Source organism: Propionivibrio sp., from assembly GCF_029255185.1.
In the GTDB taxonomy this organism is placed as follows: domain Bacteria; phylum Pseudomonadota; class Gammaproteobacteria; order Burkholderiales; family Rhodocyclaceae; genus Propionivibrio.
The window spans coordinates 1-15,215 of the sequence record NZ_JAPUVO010000058.1 but is presented as its reverse complement, the minus strand read 5'-3'; the positions used below and the strand labels follow the sequence as shown (position 1 = coordinate 15,215).

General features: G+C 60.0%; 12 protein-coding genes and 1 pseudogene. 5 read left to right on the top strand and 8 right to left on the bottom strand.

All coding sequences use genetic code 11. The features are described 5' to 3' along the window. Window positions 1-112: 112 nt before the first annotated feature. From panB to hda, 5 genes are all read right to left on the bottom strand, one after another. Entirely contained in the window at window positions 113-925 is an 813-nt protein-coding gene (panB, locus tag Q1J43_RS02065) for a 3-methyl-2-oxobutanoate hydroxymethyltransferase (protein ID WP_301100656.1), read from the bottom strand. A 124-nt stretch (window positions 926-1,049) separates the two neighbouring features. Beyond that, the gene (folK, locus tag Q1J43_RS02060; protein ID WP_301100654.1) at window positions 1,050-1,532 is read right to left on the bottom strand and encodes a 2-amino-4-hydroxy-6-hydroxymethyldihydropteridine diphosphokinase; all 483 of its coding nucleotides are present in this window, start codon (window positions 1,530-1,532) and stop codon (window positions 1,050-1,052) included. 13 nt (window positions 1,533-1,545) lie between these two features. Continuing rightward, window positions 1,546-2,895 (bottom strand): polynucleotide adenylyltransferase PcnB, encoded by a 1,350-nt coding sequence (gene pcnB / locus Q1J43_RS02055; protein ID WP_301100652.1) that lies wholly within the window; start codon window positions 2,893-2,895, stop codon window positions 1,546-1,548. Between the two features lie 24 nt (window positions 2,896-2,919). Further along, the gene (locus tag Q1J43_RS02050) at window positions 2,920-3,585 is read right to left on the bottom strand and encodes an HAD family phosphatase (protein ID WP_301100651.1); all 666 of its coding nucleotides are present in this window, start codon (window positions 3,583-3,585) and stop codon (window positions 2,920-2,922) included. Between the two features lie 26 nt (window positions 3,586-3,611). Further along, the gene (hda, locus tag Q1J43_RS02045) at window positions 3,612-4,265 is read right to left on the bottom strand and encodes a DnaA regulatory inactivator Hda (protein ID WP_301100650.1); all 654 of its coding nucleotides are present in this window, start codon (window positions 4,263-4,265) and stop codon (window positions 3,612-3,614) included. Between the two features lie 137 nt (window positions 4,266-4,402). Here hda and purM point away from each other — a divergent pair, with 137 nt between their 5' ends. The 4 genes from purM to Q1J43_RS02025 all read left to right on the top strand — a co-directional run bounded on the left by purM (window position 4,403) and on the right by Q1J43_RS02025 (window position 11,614). Beyond that, window positions 4,403-5,440, top strand: a complete 1,038-nt coding sequence (purM, locus tag Q1J43_RS02040; RefSeq protein WP_301100649.1) for a phosphoribosylformylglycinamidine cyclo-ligase — start codon at window positions 4,403-4,405, stop codon at window positions 5,438-5,440. Window positions 5,441-5,479: 39 nt separating this feature from the next. Next, window positions 5,480-6,622 carry an efflux RND transporter periplasmic adaptor subunit gene (locus Q1J43_RS02035; protein ID WP_301100648.1) on the top strand — a complete coding sequence of 381 codons (1,143 nt, stop codon included), beginning with the start codon at window positions 5,480-5,482 and terminating at the stop codon, window positions 6,620-6,622. Beyond that, window positions 6,619-9,669 (top strand): efflux RND transporter permease subunit, encoded by a 3,051-nt coding sequence (locus tag Q1J43_RS02030; RefSeq protein WP_301100647.1) that lies wholly within the window; start codon window positions 6,619-6,621, stop codon window positions 9,667-9,669. Before Q1J43_RS02035 ends, Q1J43_RS02030 begins: the two co-directional genes overlap by 4 nt. 316 nt (window positions 9,670-9,985) lie before the next feature. Beyond that, the gene (locus tag Q1J43_RS02025; RefSeq protein ID WP_301100645.1) at window positions 9,986-11,614 is read left to right on the top strand and encodes a sensor domain-containing diguanylate cyclase; all 1,629 of its coding nucleotides are present in this window, start codon (window positions 9,986-9,988) and stop codon (window positions 11,612-11,614) included. Window positions 11,615-11,651: 37 nt separating this feature from the next. Here the strand turns inward: Q1J43_RS02025 and miaA are convergent, their stop codons facing one another. Next, window positions 11,652-12,596 (bottom strand): tRNA (adenosine(37)-N6)-dimethylallyltransferase MiaA, encoded by a 945-nt coding sequence (gene miaA / locus Q1J43_RS02020; protein ID WP_301100644.1) that lies wholly within the window; start codon window positions 12,594-12,596, stop codon window positions 11,652-11,654. Beyond that, window positions 12,593-14,371 carry a DNA mismatch repair endonuclease MutL gene (gene mutL, locus Q1J43_RS02015; RefSeq protein WP_301100672.1) on the bottom strand — a complete coding sequence of 593 codons (1,779 nt, stop codon included), beginning with the start codon at window positions 14,369-14,371 and terminating at the stop codon, window positions 12,593-12,595. The genes miaA and mutL overlap by 4 nt, the downstream gene beginning before the upstream one ends. Before the next feature lie 84 nt (window positions 14,372-14,455). Here mutL and Q1J43_RS02010 point away from each other — a divergent pair, with 84 nt between their 5' ends. Continuing rightward, window positions 14,456-15,106, top strand: a complete 651-nt coding sequence (locus Q1J43_RS02010; RefSeq protein ID WP_301100643.1) for a DedA family protein — start codon at window positions 14,456-14,458, stop codon at window positions 15,104-15,106. Here the strand turns inward: Q1J43_RS02010 and Q1J43_RS02005 are convergent. Then, window positions 15,092-15,215, bottom strand: a pseudogene (locus Q1J43_RS02005) (ISAs1 family transposase); the annotation flags it as partial. The gene Q1J43_RS02010 and the pseudogene Q1J43_RS02005 sit on opposite strands and share 15 nt — an antisense overlap.

The window sequence follows — 15,215 nt, the reverse complement described above, 5'->3', positions numbered from 1 at the left end:
TTTACCTCTTTCGTCGCAGAGATCGCAGAGGCGCAGAGTGCGCAGAGAAAACCAAAGTTATTGTTCCCTTTGCGATCTCTGCGTCTCTGCGTTTAAGGCGGTTGAGTAGTTGTCAGTAACAATGCTCAGGCCCGGGGAAACTGCCGTCTTTAACCGCCGCGACGTAGGCGGCGATGGCGGCGGCGATTGAGGTTTGGCCGGGCATGAAATTCTTGACGAAGCGCGCCTTTTTGCCGGGTGTGACGTCGAGCATGTCGTACAGCACAAGTACCTGGCCCGAGCAGTCCTTGCCGGCGCCGATGCCGATGGTCGGAATGGAAAGCTGTGCGGTCACTGCGGTGGCCAGTGTGGATGGGATGGCTTCGATGACGATCAGGGATGCTCCGGCGTCCTGCTGTGCGAGTGCGTCAGCAATCAGTTTGGCCGCGCCGGCGTCATTTTTGCCTTGCACGCGGTAGCCGCCCAACTGGTGCACCGATTGCGGCGTCAGGCCGACGTGGGCGCAGACCGGAATGCCGCGCGTGGTCAGGAAACGCGTCGTCTCGGCCATATCGCCGCCACCTTCAATCTTGACCATCTGCGCGCCAGCGGCCATCAGCACGGCGCCATTGCGGAATGCCTGCTGCGGGCTTTCCTGGAAACTGCCAAACGGCATGTCGGCGATGATCAGCGGACGTTTGCAGCCGCGCGCTACGGCGCTGGTGTGGTAGGCCATGTCGGCCAGCGTTACCGGCAACGTCGAGTCGTGCCCCTGCAGCACCATGCCAAGCGAATCGCCGACCAGCAGGGAGTCGACCGCGCCGGCCTCGCAAGCCTGTGCGAAACTGGCGTCATAACAGGTCAGCATGGCAATTTTCTCGCCGGCCGCCCGCATCTTCGTCAGGTCAAGTAGCGTCAGTCGTCGTGCTGCGGAATGGGTGGACATGGTTTAGTCGCCTCTGTTGAAGTATTCACGATGTGAGCGCATCGGTCCGATGCGCTGGACGAGCATCCTAGGATACACAAAGCTGCTTACAGGGAGTCAAGTTTGAGCGCTTATGGCCGGATTCTCATGGCGCCAGCCTGGCGATGTGCTGCATGCTGACCGCCGGCATCCACGCCGCCGCCTGGCCGCGGCCCGGGATGCGGCAGTCCGGGGCGATTTCAAGTAGCGGGGCGATGACGAAGGCGCGTAGATGCATGCGCGGGTGCGGCAACTGGAGTTGCGGGCTGTTGATGAGCTGCTCGTCGTAGAGCAGCAGGTCAAGGTCCAGTGTGCGCGGCGCATGGTGGAAATCGCGCCGGCGTCCGAACTGGGCTTCGACAGCGAACAAAGCGTTGAGTAGTGCCAGCGGCGACAGTGCTGTTTCCAGAGCGGCTACCGCGTTGATGAAATCAGGCTGCCGAGCAATGCCGACCGGCGCTGTGCGGTACAGCGACGAGGCGCGCAGCAGGCGCGTTTGTGGCACTTGGGTCAGAGCCACCAAAGCGGCAGCGATCTGGGCCACCGGGTCGGCCAGATTGGCGCCGAGCGCGACGTAGGCAAGGTGCATTGGAGGGTTCAAGCTATTCAGTCGGGGCTGCTTCAGGCTTGCGCTTGCGCCGCCGGCGCTTCTTTGCTTCGTCCGGCTTGGGGGGCAGCAGCATGGCAGCGCGGGCGTCACCGTCATGATTCATGAAGTCAGTCCACCATTGTGCGAGCTCGTCGTCGATTTCACTGGATTCGGCGCGCAGCAGTAGAAAGTCGTAAGCCGCCTTGAAGCGCGGCTGTTCGAGCAGCCCGTAGGGACGTTTTCCCGAGCGCTGTTCGAATCGTGGCTGCAGCGCCCAGATGTCTTTGATGTCGCCAGCGATGCGCCGGGTGATGGCGAGCTTTTCGGCCTGCACCTCAAGCACTTCGTCCATTGCCAGAAAAAGAGCAGGAATCGGACGTTCACCAGCAATCTTGATGGTTTGCCACTTGCTCAGGACTTCGTTCCAGAGCAGGGTGGCGAACAGGAAGCCGGGCGAAATCGGCTTGCCTTGACGCACGCGGCGGTCGGTACTCTCCAGCGCCAGCATGACGAAGCGCTCGCCGAGCGGCTGATCAAGAATCACGTCAAGCAGCGGCAACAGGCCGTGGTGCAAGCCCTCGGCGCGCAGTTGCCGAACGCATTTCACGGCATAACCGCAGGTTAGCAACTTGAGCATTTCATCGAACAGGCGCGAGGGCGGTACATTCTCGATCAATTCGGACATCTCGCGGATCGGTCGGCTGGCCTCTGGGTCGATAGTCAGGCCAAGCTTGGCGGCCAGGCGAACGGCGCGCAGCATGCGCACCGGGTCTTCGCGGTAGCGGGTCTTCGGGTCGCCGATCATGCGCAGGGTTTTCTGTTTCAGGTCAGCCAGGCCGTGGTGATAGTCGATGATGGTTTCGGAGGTCGGGTCAAAGTACAGCGCATTGACCGTGAAGTCGCGGCGCGCCGCATCGTCTTTTTCACTGCCGAAAACGTTGTCGCGCAGCACGCGGCCCTGGTCGTCGGTGTGCGCCTTGTTGCCGGCGTGACTGCCCACTTCACCATGATGGCCGCGGAAGGTGGTGACCTCGATGGTTTCCGCGCCCATCGATACGTGAACGATCTGAAAGCGGCGGCCAATAATGCGCGCGCGCCGGAAGCAATGGCGCACTTCATCCGGCGTGGCGTTGGTGGCGACATCGTAGTCCTTGGGCGTCATGCCGGCCAGCAGGTCGCGCACGGCGCCGCCGACCACATAGGCCTTGTAACCATGCTCTTGCAGCGTTTCAACAGTATGCCGGCTGCCCTTGCTGATCGACTCGCGGCGGATGCCGTGCCTGGCCACGCCGATTACGGCGGGTTCGCCCGTTATGCCGGGCGCCTTGTGTCCAAAGACACGGGTTATGAATTTACGAATCATCGCTTATGGGTCAATAAGGGCGCATCAGGTGCGCAGGTTCAGGATAGTCCAGCCGGCAGCTTCGGCATGGCGGCGCAGGGTGTGGTCAGGATCGACAGCGATCGGGTCGCTAACGAGCAACAGCAGAGGCAGGTCGTTGAGCGAGTCACTGTAGAACCAGCTGCGTTCGAAATTGCTCCACCACAGTCCCATGGATTCCAGCCAATCCTCGACGCGAGTGATTTTTCCTTCGCGAAAAGCCGGTGTTCCGCGCGGTTTGCCGGTGAATTGGCCATTTTTCTGCGCCGGGATGGTGGCGATCAGGTGCGGAATATTCAGTTCGCGGCTGATCGGTCCGGTAACGAAGCTGTTGGTTGCGGTAACCAGGGCGCATAGGTCGCCGCTGTCCTGGTGGCGTTTGACAAGGTCGCGTGCTTTCTGGGTGAGCAGGGGCAAAATGCGCGTGCTCATGAATTCGGCGTGCCATTCTTCAAGTTCAGCGCGTGAATTGCGCGCCAGCGATTGCAACTGAAAATCGAGAAATGCGTAAATGTCCAGCGTGCCGGCCTTGTACTGTTCGAAGAACTCGTCATTACGTTTTTCGAAGGTGCCACGGTCGAGAACGCCCTTGCTCACCAGATGCTGGGTCCATTCGTAATCGCTGTCGCCGGAAAGCAGGGTGTTGTCGAGGTCAAACAAGGCAAGTTGCATGGCGATCTTTCGTTTCAGGTCCGTCATCAATAGCTTGGGGTCTGCAAAACTTCACGTAGCAGGGGCAGGGTGATGGCTCGTTTGTGTTCCAGCGAGTAACGATCAAGCGCCGCCAGCAAGGCCATGAGGCTGCGCATATCGCGCGGGGCGCGCGCCAGCAGGTAATCGAGCGTCCCCGGCGGCAGGCGCAAGCCGCGCGCCGCCGCCTGCGCCGTTAGTGCTTCGAGTTGTTCGCCATCGCTCAGGGGGCGCAGCCGGTAGATCAGCCCGGAACCGAGCCGCGTGCGCAGATCCTCGCGCAGGGCGAGTTGCCGCGGTGGCTGGCTGGAACTCGACAGCAGGCGCCCTCCCATGGCGCGCAGCCGGTTGAACAGATTGAACAGCGCGATCTGCCCGGAGGCGCTTAACGCCTCGACGTTGTCCACCGCGTGCAAGCGCCGGGCTTCATCAATGCTCGACAGATCGGGGTCGGCAACGGCATCGCTGTAATGGGCGGCGCTGGCGCGCAGCAAATGGGTTTTTCCGGCGCCTGCCTCGCCCCATAGCAACAGCGAGGGCTCGCGATTATTCGGCGCGAGCCATGACGCCAGACCGGTCAGCGTCTCGGCATTGCCGCCGGCGACGAAGTTGTCAAGGCGAGGTGGTGTGTCCGGCAGTAGGTCGAGGATGAGTTGGTGCATTCTGAAGGTGGGTTGGTGCTTTGCCGCGCGGGCAGCGCGAGAGGGCTATTTCGGATAAAATCCTGCATTCTGCTACACAGGCGGCGCATTTTACCACTACGTGGCATTGGCCAGCCTAGCTCGGGACAACAACCAAGATGACTCAACAATCACTTTCCTACCGCGATGCCGGCGTCGATATATGCGCCGGCGACGAACTTGTCGAGCGCATCAAGCCGTTTGCCAGAAAGACCCTGCGTGACGGTGTGCTCAGCGGCCTGGGTGGCTTCGGTGCACTGTTCGAAGTGCCCAAGCGCTATCGCGAGCCGGTTCTGGTTTCTGGCACCGATGGCGTTGGAACCAAACTCAAGCTGGCTTTCGATCTCAAGCGTCACGACACGGTCGGCATCGATCTCGTCGCAATGAGCGTCAATGACGTGCTGGTGCAGGGCGCTGAACCGCTTTTCTTTCTCGACTACTTCGCCTGTGGAAAGCTGGACATTGATACGGCGGCCAGCGTCATCCAGGGCATTGCCCTGGGCTGTGAACAGGCCGGGTGTGCCCTGATCGGCGGCGAAACCGCCGAAATGCCTGGCATGTACCCGGAAGGTGAATACGATCTGGCCGGTTTTGCCGTTGGCGTCGTTGAAAAGTCGGCCATCATCACTGGCCAGAAAATTGTTCCGGGCGACGTGGTGCTTGGCTTGCCGTCTTCCGGGGCGCATTCCAACGGCTACTCGCTGGTGCGCAAGATTCTTGCACGCGCGAATCCTGATCTGGATGCGCCTTTCGATGGCAGCAAAACCCTGGCCGATGTCATCATGGCGCCGACACGCATTTACGTGAAACCATTGCTGGCGCTGATGGCCGCGTTACCGGTCAAAGGTATGGCGCATATCACCGGCGGCGGCATCACCGAAAACGTTCCGCGCGTATTGCCGGAGAGCGTCAAGGCCGTCATCACGCAGTCAAGCTGGCAGCGTTCCAGGCTCTTCGCCTGGCTGCAAGGCGAGGGAAATGTCGAGGACAACGAAATGCATCGCGTCTTCAATTGCGGTATTGGCATGGTCGTCATTGTTTCCCGCGAAAACGTTCAACTGGCCTTGCGCCTGCTGCATGCGGCGGGCGAGAAGGCGGTCGAGATTGGCTGCATTGAGGCGCGTAGCGCAGGCGAGGCGTCGACCATCGTCATTTGAGCGACAGCCGGCCCGTTCTTGAGGGAGATTCGGATCGTCATGCCGAACAAAAAGCATCGTACCTGGGTTTTGTTGGCCGCCATTGCTGGTCTGTTGGGCCTGATGTACTGGGCCTTCGTTGCTTTTCGCGGGGCGTCCGGCCCGTTGCCGCCGAGCAGTATGTCAAACACCAAGCCCACTGTCGGAGCGCCGGATGGGCCAGCGGGCGGTTTTGCCTTGCCGGTCGAGACGGCCAGGGTGGTGGCCGCCGATCTCGCGCTCGATGCCACGGCGGTCGGTTCCCTGCGCTCAAACGAATCTGTCGTACTGCGCCCCGAGACTGCCGGGCGTATTTCATCAATCAATTTCAAGGATGGTTCTGCCGTTGCCCGGGGAACGTTGCTTGTCGCTCTGGATGCGGCAATGCAGTTGGCCGAGTTCGACCAGGCGAGGGCCAATCTTGGCCTGGCGCAAGTCAACCTGAAACGCTCGCGCGAATTATTTGAGCGGAAATTCGTCAGCCAACAGGCGCTCGACAACGTTGAGGCGACCCTCAAGGTGCAGGAAGCGGGGCTTGCCCTGGCCCAGGCCAAACTGGAAAAAATGCGCATCAGGGCGCCGTTCTCGGGCGTCGTTGGCATCCGCAACGTGAGCGCGGGCGACTACGTCAAGGAAGGTCAGGAACTGATCAACATCGAGGATATCGGGACGCTGAAAATCGACTTCCGCCTGCCCGAAGCCTATCTTGGTCAGCTCCAGCCGGGTCAGGCCGTTGAAGTTTCGACCGACGCTCTCCCCGGTCAAAAGTTTGCCGCCGTGCTCGATGCCGTCAATCCGCTCGTTGATACCGGCGGCCGTGCCATTTCTTGCCGCGCTCATCTGTCCAATGCCGATGGCAAACTGCGTCCGGGAATGTTTGTTCGCGTCCGCCTGATCTTTGAACAGCGCAGTCAGGTGCTGCTGCTTCCTGAGCAGGCCATCGTGCCGGATATGAAAACACCTTTCGTCTTTCGCGTGCTTGAGGGCAAGGCGATACGTGTTCCGGTGAAGACCGGGCTGCGGCGCAATGCGCAGGTTGAAATCGTCGAGGGTTTGAAGGCAGATGACGAGGTAGTCACCGCCGGACAGATGAAATTGCGTGACGGAGCGCTGGTCAGGACCATCGGCGGGCAGGCGTCTGCACCGGCCGGCACGGCCAAATGAAAATCTCCGATCTGTGTATCCGTCGCCCAGTCTTTGCGACGGTGCTCTCGCTCTCGGTCATGCTCATCGGGCTAGTTTCCTACACGCGTCTGCCGGTACGCGAGTACCCGAAGATCGACGAGCCGGTGGTGACGGTCGATACCACCTATCGCGGCGCGTCCGCCGAGATCATCGAGTCGCGCATTACCAAGCCGCTTGAGGACTCGCTGGCCGGCATTGAGGGCGTCGATGTCATCACGTCGATCTCGCGCCAGGAAAACAGCCAGATTTCGGTGCGTTTCAAGCTTGAGCGCAATCCGGATTCGGCGGCGTCCGACGTGCGCGACCGCGTTTCGCGCGTGCGCAACCTGTTGCCGACAGACATCGACGAACCGGTGATCGCCAAAGTCGAAGCCGACGCCAACCCGATTATCTGGTTGGCATTCTCTTCGGACAAGCATTCGGCGCTTGAGGTGACCGACATCGCCAACCGCATCGTCAAGCCGCGCATGCAGACGCTGCCGGGAGCGGCCGATGTGCGTGTGTTCGGCGAGCGCAAGTTTGCCATGCGCATTTGGCTTGACCGGGATCGGCTAGCCGCCTTCAACTTGACGCCGCAGGACGTCGAGGACGCCTTGCGCCGGCAGAACGTCGAAGTGCCCGCCGGACGTATTGAAAGCCAGAGTCGGGAATTTTCGGTGGTCGCCAAGACCGATCTGATCAAGCCGGAGCAGTTTGCCGACATCATCGTCAAGCAGGCGAGCGATGCCAAGGGCAGCTACCCGGTGCGTATCGGCGACCTTGGCCGGGTTGAAATCGGCGCGGCATCCGAGCGCAGTACCGTGCGCTTTAACGGCAAGCCGGCGGTTGCGCTCGGCGTCATCAAACAGGCGACGGCCAACCCGCTCGATCTTTCGAAAGCACTGCGCGCCGATTTGCCCAAGGTGGCGAGCGAACTACCCGAAGGCATGAGTGTTGCTGTTGCCTACGATTCGTCGGTCTTTATCGATCGCTCGATCGAGTCCGTTTTCCACACTGTTGGCGAAGCCATTCTACTGGTTCTGCTGATCATTTTTTTCTTCCTGCGCAACGTCCGAGCAACGCTGATTCCTCTGGTGACCATCCCGGTCTCGCTGATTGGCGCCTTTGCCCTGATGTTCGTGCTGGGCTTCACCATCAACACGCTGACGCTGCTTGCACTGGTGCTGGCCATTGGTCTGGTGGTTGATGACGCCATTGTCGTCCTGGAGAATATCTACCGCCACATTGAGGACGGCATGCCGCGCCGCGAGGCAGCGTTCAAGGGCGCCAAGGAGATCGGTTTTGCGGTGGTGGCGATGACCATCACGCTGGCTGCCGTGTATGCACCGGTGGCCTTCATGACCGGACGTACCGGCAAGCTCTTCGTCGAGTTTGCGCTGACCCTGGCCGGCGCCGTTCTGGTTTCCGGCTTCGTTGCACTGACCCTGTCGCCCATGATGTGCTCGCTGCTGCTGCGCCACGAGCCCCGGCATGGCAAGGCTTATGTGCTCATCGAAAATTTCCTGAACTGGGTCACGGAGGGTTACCGACGGGTGCTGACCCGTGCCCTGGCCCGACGCTGGATCGTCATGCTGGCGTTTCTGCTGGTCGCCGCGTCGAGCGTCATCCTGCTTAAATCGCTCAAGTCGGAACTGGCGCCGGTCGAGGATAGGGGCGTCATCCTCGGTGTCTTTGTCGGGCCGGAAGGGGCAACGCTCGACTATTCGGACAAATACGCCCGGCAACTCGAAGGCATCTACAGCAGCACCCAGGATGTCGAGCGTTACTTCGTCGTTTCCGGCAACCCGACGGTCAGCCAGGGCATCTCCTTCATCGGTCTGACCGACTGGAATGCACGCAAGCGCAGCGCTGCTCAGGTGGTCAAGGAACTGTTCCCGAAATTCATGGGGATACCCGGCGTACTGGCCTTTCCCGTGCAGCCGCCTTCGCTCGGCCAGAGTCCGCGCGAGCGCCCGGTAAATTTCGTTGTGGTGACCTCGGGCTCCTACCCCGAACTGCTTGAGACAACCAACAAGATTCTTGCCGCAGTGGCGAAAAACCCGGGAATGACCAACGTCGACACCGACCTCAAGCTCAACAAACCAGAACTGTCGGTGGTGGTCAACCGCGACAAGTCGTCCGACACTGGCGTCCAGATCGAGACCGTCGGCCGCACGCTCGAAACCATGCTTGGCGGGCGACAGGTTACGCGTTTCAAGCAAAATGGCGAGCAGTATGACGTGATCGTGCAGGTGGCTGACCGCGAACGCACGACGCCATCGGACATCCGCGACATTTTCGTGCGTGCCAGGGACGGCAGCATGATTCCCCTGGCCAACTTGATCAGCGTCGATGAAACGGTCAGTCCGCGCGAACTCAACCACTTCAGCCAGCGGCGTGCCGTCACCATCACCGCAAACCTGACGCCCGGCTACACCATGGGCGAGGCGCTCGCTTTCATGGAACAGGCCGCCAGCCGCGTACTGACTCCGGGTTATGCTATCGACTATGCTGGCCAGTCGCGTGAGTTCAAGACTTCGAGTTCCTCGCTGGCGCTGACCTTCGTTCTTGCACTGGCCTTCATTTATCTGGTGCTGGCCGCGCAGTTTGAAAGTTTCCGCGATCCCTTCATCATCATGCTTACCGTGCCGCTATCGATGGCCGGCGCGCTACTTGCCCTGCTGTTGACCGGCGGCACGCTCAACGTGTACAGCGAAATCGGTCTGGTCACGCTGGTCGGACTGATCACCAAGCATGGCATCCTGATCGTTGAATTTGCCAACCAGTTGCAGGAGAAAGGACTCGACATCAAACAGGCGGTGATCGAGGCTTCCGAACTGCGCCTGCGCCCGATCCTGATGACTACCGGCGCCATGGTGCTCGGTACTCTGCCGTTGGCGCTGGCGCGCGGTGCAGGCGCGGAGAGCCGTCAGCAAATTGGCTGGGTGATCGTCGGCGGCTTGCTGCTCGGCACCTTCTTCACGCTATTCGTCGTGCCAACGGTGTACAGCCTGCTGGCGCGGCGCAAGGAGCGGGTGCCTGAATAATTTTTCAGTTGTTCGCTATTTAAATCTGGCTTTTCCCGTTCTATGGACTACACTCAGGGCGTGCTGTGGTCTGCGGTGAATCCGGTACGTTGTTGCAGTGCAAGCCGCTCTCTCTGGAGACTTTATGGTTCTTTGTTCCCGACGCTCTTTACAGATAACCGAGTAGCAACCATAGCGGCGAATAGCCGATAACTCTGGCCTGGTGTGCCGGAGTCGAAGTCTCTAAAGCCCATGCGATTTCAGCGTGGGCTTTTTGTTTGAGTGTTCCCCAAAGTGTCGATGTAGAATGCACAATGGGTTCTGATCTCTGCCAAACATGACTAACGAGAAAAACCTCATCCCATTTCGTGACCGGGTACGTTTGATTCGGATTCGGCTTTTTTTCAAGGATGCTGCTGGTAATCCGTTCGCGATCAGTTTGGGTGGGCTGCTCTTCGCTTTGGTTCTGCGCGGGATGGGAGCGTCAGATGTCAGTTTGCTCGTTTGGCTGCTCCTGCTTTTTCTGGTTAGCGGAATACTCATCCTCTTTCAAGGGCATGTAAAGCGGGTCGGACTGTCACCAGGCAATGCGAAACTGTTTTTTTATATCCGCGCTTTGCTCGGTTTGGTGAACTGCGGCTTGTACGGCCTGACGGTTTTTTTTCTGCCAGAGAAAACGGCGGATACTGCATACGCCTTCGCCTTCATTGTTGCGTCGATGGTCATGACCGTCAGTTACATGACTTATGCCACTGTATTTTCCTACTGTGTGCTGGTCAATATAGTTACCTTGCTGCCGTTCACCGTGTTTTATTTCTATCGTTACTTTTACACGGAGGACTCGTTTTTTCTGCTCATGGGTGTCATGGCCGTCCTTTGGCAACTCATCGTTGCGGGCAAAGCCTTGCAATTGTCACACTCCGCCATCAGGGCAATCATGGGCCGTGAGCGCTTGTCCGATGAAATGACCGAACGTCGCCTGGTTGAGGCGGCTCTGAGGCAGAGCGAGGAACAGTCACAGCGGCTGGCCTCAATGCTGCGTTTGATTTGCGATAATGTTCCCGACATGATCTGGGCGAAGGATCTTGATAATCGCTATGTTTTTACCAACAAGGCACTGTGCGAAAAGCTTCTTGATCTGGTCAATACGGATGAGCCCCTGGGCAAGACCTTCGATCACTTTGTTCAGCGCGAGCGGGACCGTCATCCGGATAATCCCGAGTGGTATACCTACGGGCAGTACGCGCAGGATATTGATAAACATACCCTGAGTCGTGACGAACCAACCACTTTTGAGGAGTGCGGTAACGTTTTCGGCAGTTTTATTTTTCTTGACGTCCATCAAGCCCGGCTCATCAATGCCCACGGTGAAGTTATCGGTACGGTAGGCTGTGCGCGTGATATTACCGAGCGCAAGGCTTCCGAGGCGTTTGTTCAGCATCTTGCTCACCACGACGTACTTACCGATCTGCCCAATCGCGCCCTGCTCACCGACCGCCTGCGCCAGGCGCTTGCCCAGGCGCGACGCGACCGGGGTGAACTGGCGGTGTTGTTCATCGATCTTGACCGGCTGAAACCGGTCAATGACACCTTCGGTCATGATGTCGGCGACCTGTTGTTGAAAGAGGTGGCGAATCGTCTGCGCGAGGTCGTGACGCGCCAATCCGATACGGTGTCACGTTTTGGTGGGGATGAGTTCGTGATCCTCCTGCAGCGTGTCAACAAGGCGCAGGATGCCACCATCATCGCCGAAAAAATACTTCGGGCGCTGAACCAATCGTTCACTATCAATCAACATGCAATCAGCATTTCGGCGAGCATTGGCATCGCCATTTTCCCGCAGCATGGCGACGACGTGAATCTGTTGCTCCGGAATGCCGACGCTGCCATGTATGCGGCCAAAGGCGCAGGACGCAATGGGTATAAGTTTTTTGATGCGTCAATGGCTCGCACCACCAGTGTCTAGCAGCATGTCGAACTTGACGGGGCTTGCGGCGTGACGTTCAGGTCAGAAATTCGCCTACCCTGGCGCTGACCTTTGCGGAGAGGTCAGGCGCAAGGCAGTCGAAGGGTTCTGGCCTGAGCGTATTGCTCAGCCAGGTGATTTGCCGCTTGGCGAGTTGGCGCGTGGCATAGATTCCTCGGTCACGCATTTCGCCGCGCGCGGCGGTGCCGTCCTGAACCTCCCACACCTGCCGGTAGCCGACGCAGCGCATTGACGGTAGATCTGGCGTCAGCCGGTATTTATGGCGGAGCATCAGCACCTCGTCTTCCAGGCCGGCCTTGAGCATGGCATCAAAACGTTCGGCGATGCGTGCATGCAGCACGCTGCGCTGCGTTGGTAGCAGGCCAATGGCGAAAAAGTCGTAGAGCGGCGCGCGATCCCGGTCTGCGGCAAGCAGGGTCGACAGCGGTCGACCGGCAAGGCGAAAAACTTCGAGCGCGCGCTGGATGCGTTGGGCATCGGTGGGGTGCAGGCGGGCGGCAGTTTGCGGATCGACCCGGGCGAGCGCCGCGTGCACCGCCGGCCAGCCTTCGGCATTGGCCTGCGCGTCAATACTGGCTCGGGTCAGCGGGCAGGCTTGCGGCAGCTCGGCGAGCCCTGCGAGCAACGCCTTGAAGTAAAGCATGGTGCCGCCAACGAGTAGTGGCACTTTGTCGCGGGCCGTGATGTCCGCCATGGCAGCCAGGGCATCGGTGCAGAAGCGGGCGGCCGAGTAGGCCTCTTCCGGGCTGATCAGGTCGATCAGGTGGTGCGGGAATTGCCTGAGGGTAGCGGCATCGGGCTTGGCGGTGCCGATCGTCATGTCGCGAAAAACTTGCGCCGAGTCGACGCTGATCAGTTCAAGAGGAAAGCGTTGCGACAGTTCCATGGCTACTGCGGTTTTTCCGCTGGCGGTCGGCCCCATTAATAGAATGGCCGGCGGCAGAACTCCCCTGATGCTCATCGGCCACGCAGGAAGAGGCGGTCGAGTTCGGCTATCGAGATTTGCGTCCAGGTTGGCCGACCGTGGTTGCACTGGTCGGCGCGCTCGGTTTCCTCCATCTGGCGCAGCAGGGCATTCATTTCGGGGGGTGACAGCAGGCGTCTGGCGCGCACTGCGCCGTGGCAGGCCATGGTGGCAAGCAGTTCGTTACGCCGGGCCGACAGCAGTTGTGTGATGCCGTGCTCACGCAGTTCGCCAAGCAACGCACTAACCAGGGCGGCGGGGTCAGCCGCCTGAAGCAGCGCAGGAACGGCGCGGACGGCGAGTTGCGCAGGGCCCATCGGGGCGAGGTCGAAACCGAGTTCGCGCAGCGCTGGCGCGTGTTCTTCAGCAGCCGCCACGTCAAGCGCTTCGGCTTTGAAAATGGCTGGAATGAGCAGGGTCTGGGTGGCGACTTGACGGTCGTCGAGCGCGTTCTTCAGTTTCTCGTAGAGGATGCGTTCGTGCGCCGCGTGCATATCGACGATGATCAAGCCCTGTGCGTTTTGGGCCAGGATGTAAATGCCGTGAAGTTGGGCCAGGGCGTAGCCCAGCGGCGGCGCTGCATCGTGAGCCGGCGCGACGGGCAGGCCGGCAGGCGTCAACTGAGCCGTCTGGGCAAACGCCAGATAGGCCGCCGTCGCGGGTTCGTTGGCGCGCAGCGACTGCTGCCGCGGCGCCCAGTTGCCAAACACTGGACGCGCCGTACCGGCGAAGGTCGGGCGCTCAGGGGTGCCGGCAATTGGCGCATCGAGTTCGCTGGTCAGCGACGTGGAGAGTGTGCGTTGGACGGCATGAAAGACATACTGATGCACGGCGCGGCTGTCGCGGAAACGGACTTCGGTTTTTGCCGGATGGACGTTGACGTCGACCGTTGACGGGTCAATTTCCAGAAACACACAGTACGCCGGAAAACGGCTGCCGTGCAGCATGTCCTGATAGGCCTCGCGCAGCGCATGGCTGAGCAGCTTGTCGCGCACGAAGCGGCCATTGACGTAGCAATACTGGGCGTCGCTGCGCGCCCGCGAATGGGCGGGCAAGGCGCACTGGCCGAAAACGCGGATCCCGGTGACTCCCGGACCGATGCCGGTATCGACCGAGCGCGATTGCGCAAGAAAATCGTCGCCGAGAATGGCGCCAGCGCGGCCACGCGCATCACTTTTCGCCAGATGCAGGCTGACGCGCCCGTTATGGCTCAGGGTGAACGCCACTGCGGGATGCGCCAGGGCAATGCGTTTGACGGCTTCGCTGCAATGCGTGAATTCGGTGCCTTCGGATTTGAGAAATTTACGGCGCGCCGGGGTGTTGTAGTAAAGGTCGCGCATTTCGACAACGGTGCCGGCGGCAAGTGCTGCCGGTTCTGGCGCCGCACCTGGGTCGGCGGAAAGCCGCCAGGCGTGGGCCGCGCCGCGAGCGCGGCTGGTCAGCGTGACACGCGCCACGGCGGCGACCGAGGCTAGCGCTTCGCCGCGAAAGCCGAGCGTGGCGACGCGTTCCAAATCGTCGAGCGAGGCGATTTTCGACGTGGCATGCCGGGTGAGCGCCAGTGCCAGTTCGTCCTGAGCGATACCGCAACCGTCGTCACTGACGCGGATCAGCTTGACACCGCCTTCCTCGATCTGGATCTGGATGGTCGAACTGCCGGCATCGAGGGCGTTTTCGAGCAACTCCTTGAGCACCGAGGCCGGGCGTTCAACCACCTCGCCGGCAGCGATCTGGCTGATCAGGAGGTCGGGCAGCAGGTGGATTTTTGGCAATGCGTTGGTCGATTCGGACATGGGCGGATTATACCGGCCAAGCTTCCGGTAGAATCGCGCTCTTTGCTCGGGGCACTCACCAAAATGGACTACCTCGCCGCCTTTATCGACATTGTTCTGCATCTCGACAAGCATTTGGCCGTGCTGGTGCAGCATTATGGGACGTGGATTTACGCCATTTTGTTTGTCATAATTTTCAGCGAAACCGGTTTCGTGGTGACGCCGTTCCTGCCTGGAGATTCCCTGCTTTTCGTGGCCGGTGCGTTGGCGGCACTGGGCGGAATGAACATTGGCCTGCTGCTCGCCGTGCTTGTCGCGGCAGCGAGTCTGGGCAATATGCTCAACTACCAGATTGGCCATTTTTTGGGGCCAAAGGTTTTTCACTGGGAAAATTCGCGGTTTTTTAACACGGTGGCGCTCTCTAAAACACACGTCTTCTACGAGAAGCACGGCGGCAAGACGCTGGTCATTTCGCGTTTCCTGCCCCTGTTTCGCACCTTTGCGCCCTTCGTCGCCGGCATTGGCGCGATGACTTATTCGCGCTTTACCTTTTTCAATTTGACAGGCGCTATCGCCTGGGTCGGCTCGTTGACGCTGGCCGGCTATTTTTTCGGGAACCTGCCGTGGGTACAGAAGAATTTGACGGCAGTGATCTTGGCCATTGTCGTTGTTTCGCTGCTTCCCCTAGTCATCGCTTGGTGGCAGCACAGGGCAATTGCATCAAATTCCCTTTAACCCGAGGAGACTGGCGCGATAAGCATCGGAAGAAGCGGCGAGAATGCGACGAGTATAGACACCCCCTTTTTTCTTGGAGGTGTCGAGGCGGAAAAGATTGAGGACGAGG

Coding starts and splice junctions, on each gene's coding strand:
- miaA (WP_301100644.1), bottom strand. CDS start 12,596: ATGAGCATCAGGGGAGTTCTGCCGCCGGCCATTCTATTAATGGGGCCG.
- Q1J43_RS02035 (WP_301100648.1), top strand. CDS start 5,480: ATGCCGAACAAAAAGCATCGTACCTGGGTTTTGTTGGCCGCCATTGCT.
- Q1J43_RS02010 (WP_301100643.1), top strand. CDS start 14,456: ATGGACTACCTCGCCGCCTTTATCGACATTGTTCTGCATCTCGACAAG.
- Q1J43_RS02025 (WP_301100645.1), top strand. CDS start 9,986: ATGACTAACGAGAAAAACCTCATCCCATTTCGTGACCGGGTACGTTTG.
- purM (WP_301100649.1), top strand. CDS start 4,403: ATGACTCAACAATCACTTTCCTACCGCGATGCCGGCGTCGATATATGC.
- folK (WP_301100654.1), bottom strand. CDS start 1,532: ATGCACCTTGCCTACGTCGCGCTCGGCGCCAATCTGGCCGACCCGGTG.
- Q1J43_RS02030 (WP_301100647.1), top strand. CDS start 6,619: ATGAAAATCTCCGATCTGTGTATCCGTCGCCCAGTCTTTGCGACGGTG.
- hda (WP_301100650.1), bottom strand. CDS start 4,265: ATGCACCAACTCATCCTCGACCTACTGCCGGACACACCACCTCGCCTT.
- Q1J43_RS02050 (WP_301100651.1), bottom strand. CDS start 3,585: ATGCAACTTGCCTTGTTTGACCTCGACAACACCCTGCTTTCCGGCGAC.
- panB (WP_301100656.1), bottom strand. CDS start 925: ATGTCCACCCATTCCGCAGCACGACGACTGACGCTACTTGACCTGACG.
- pcnB (WP_301100652.1), bottom strand. CDS start 2,895: ATGATTCGTAAATTCATAACCCGTGTCTTTGGACACAAGGCGCCCGGC.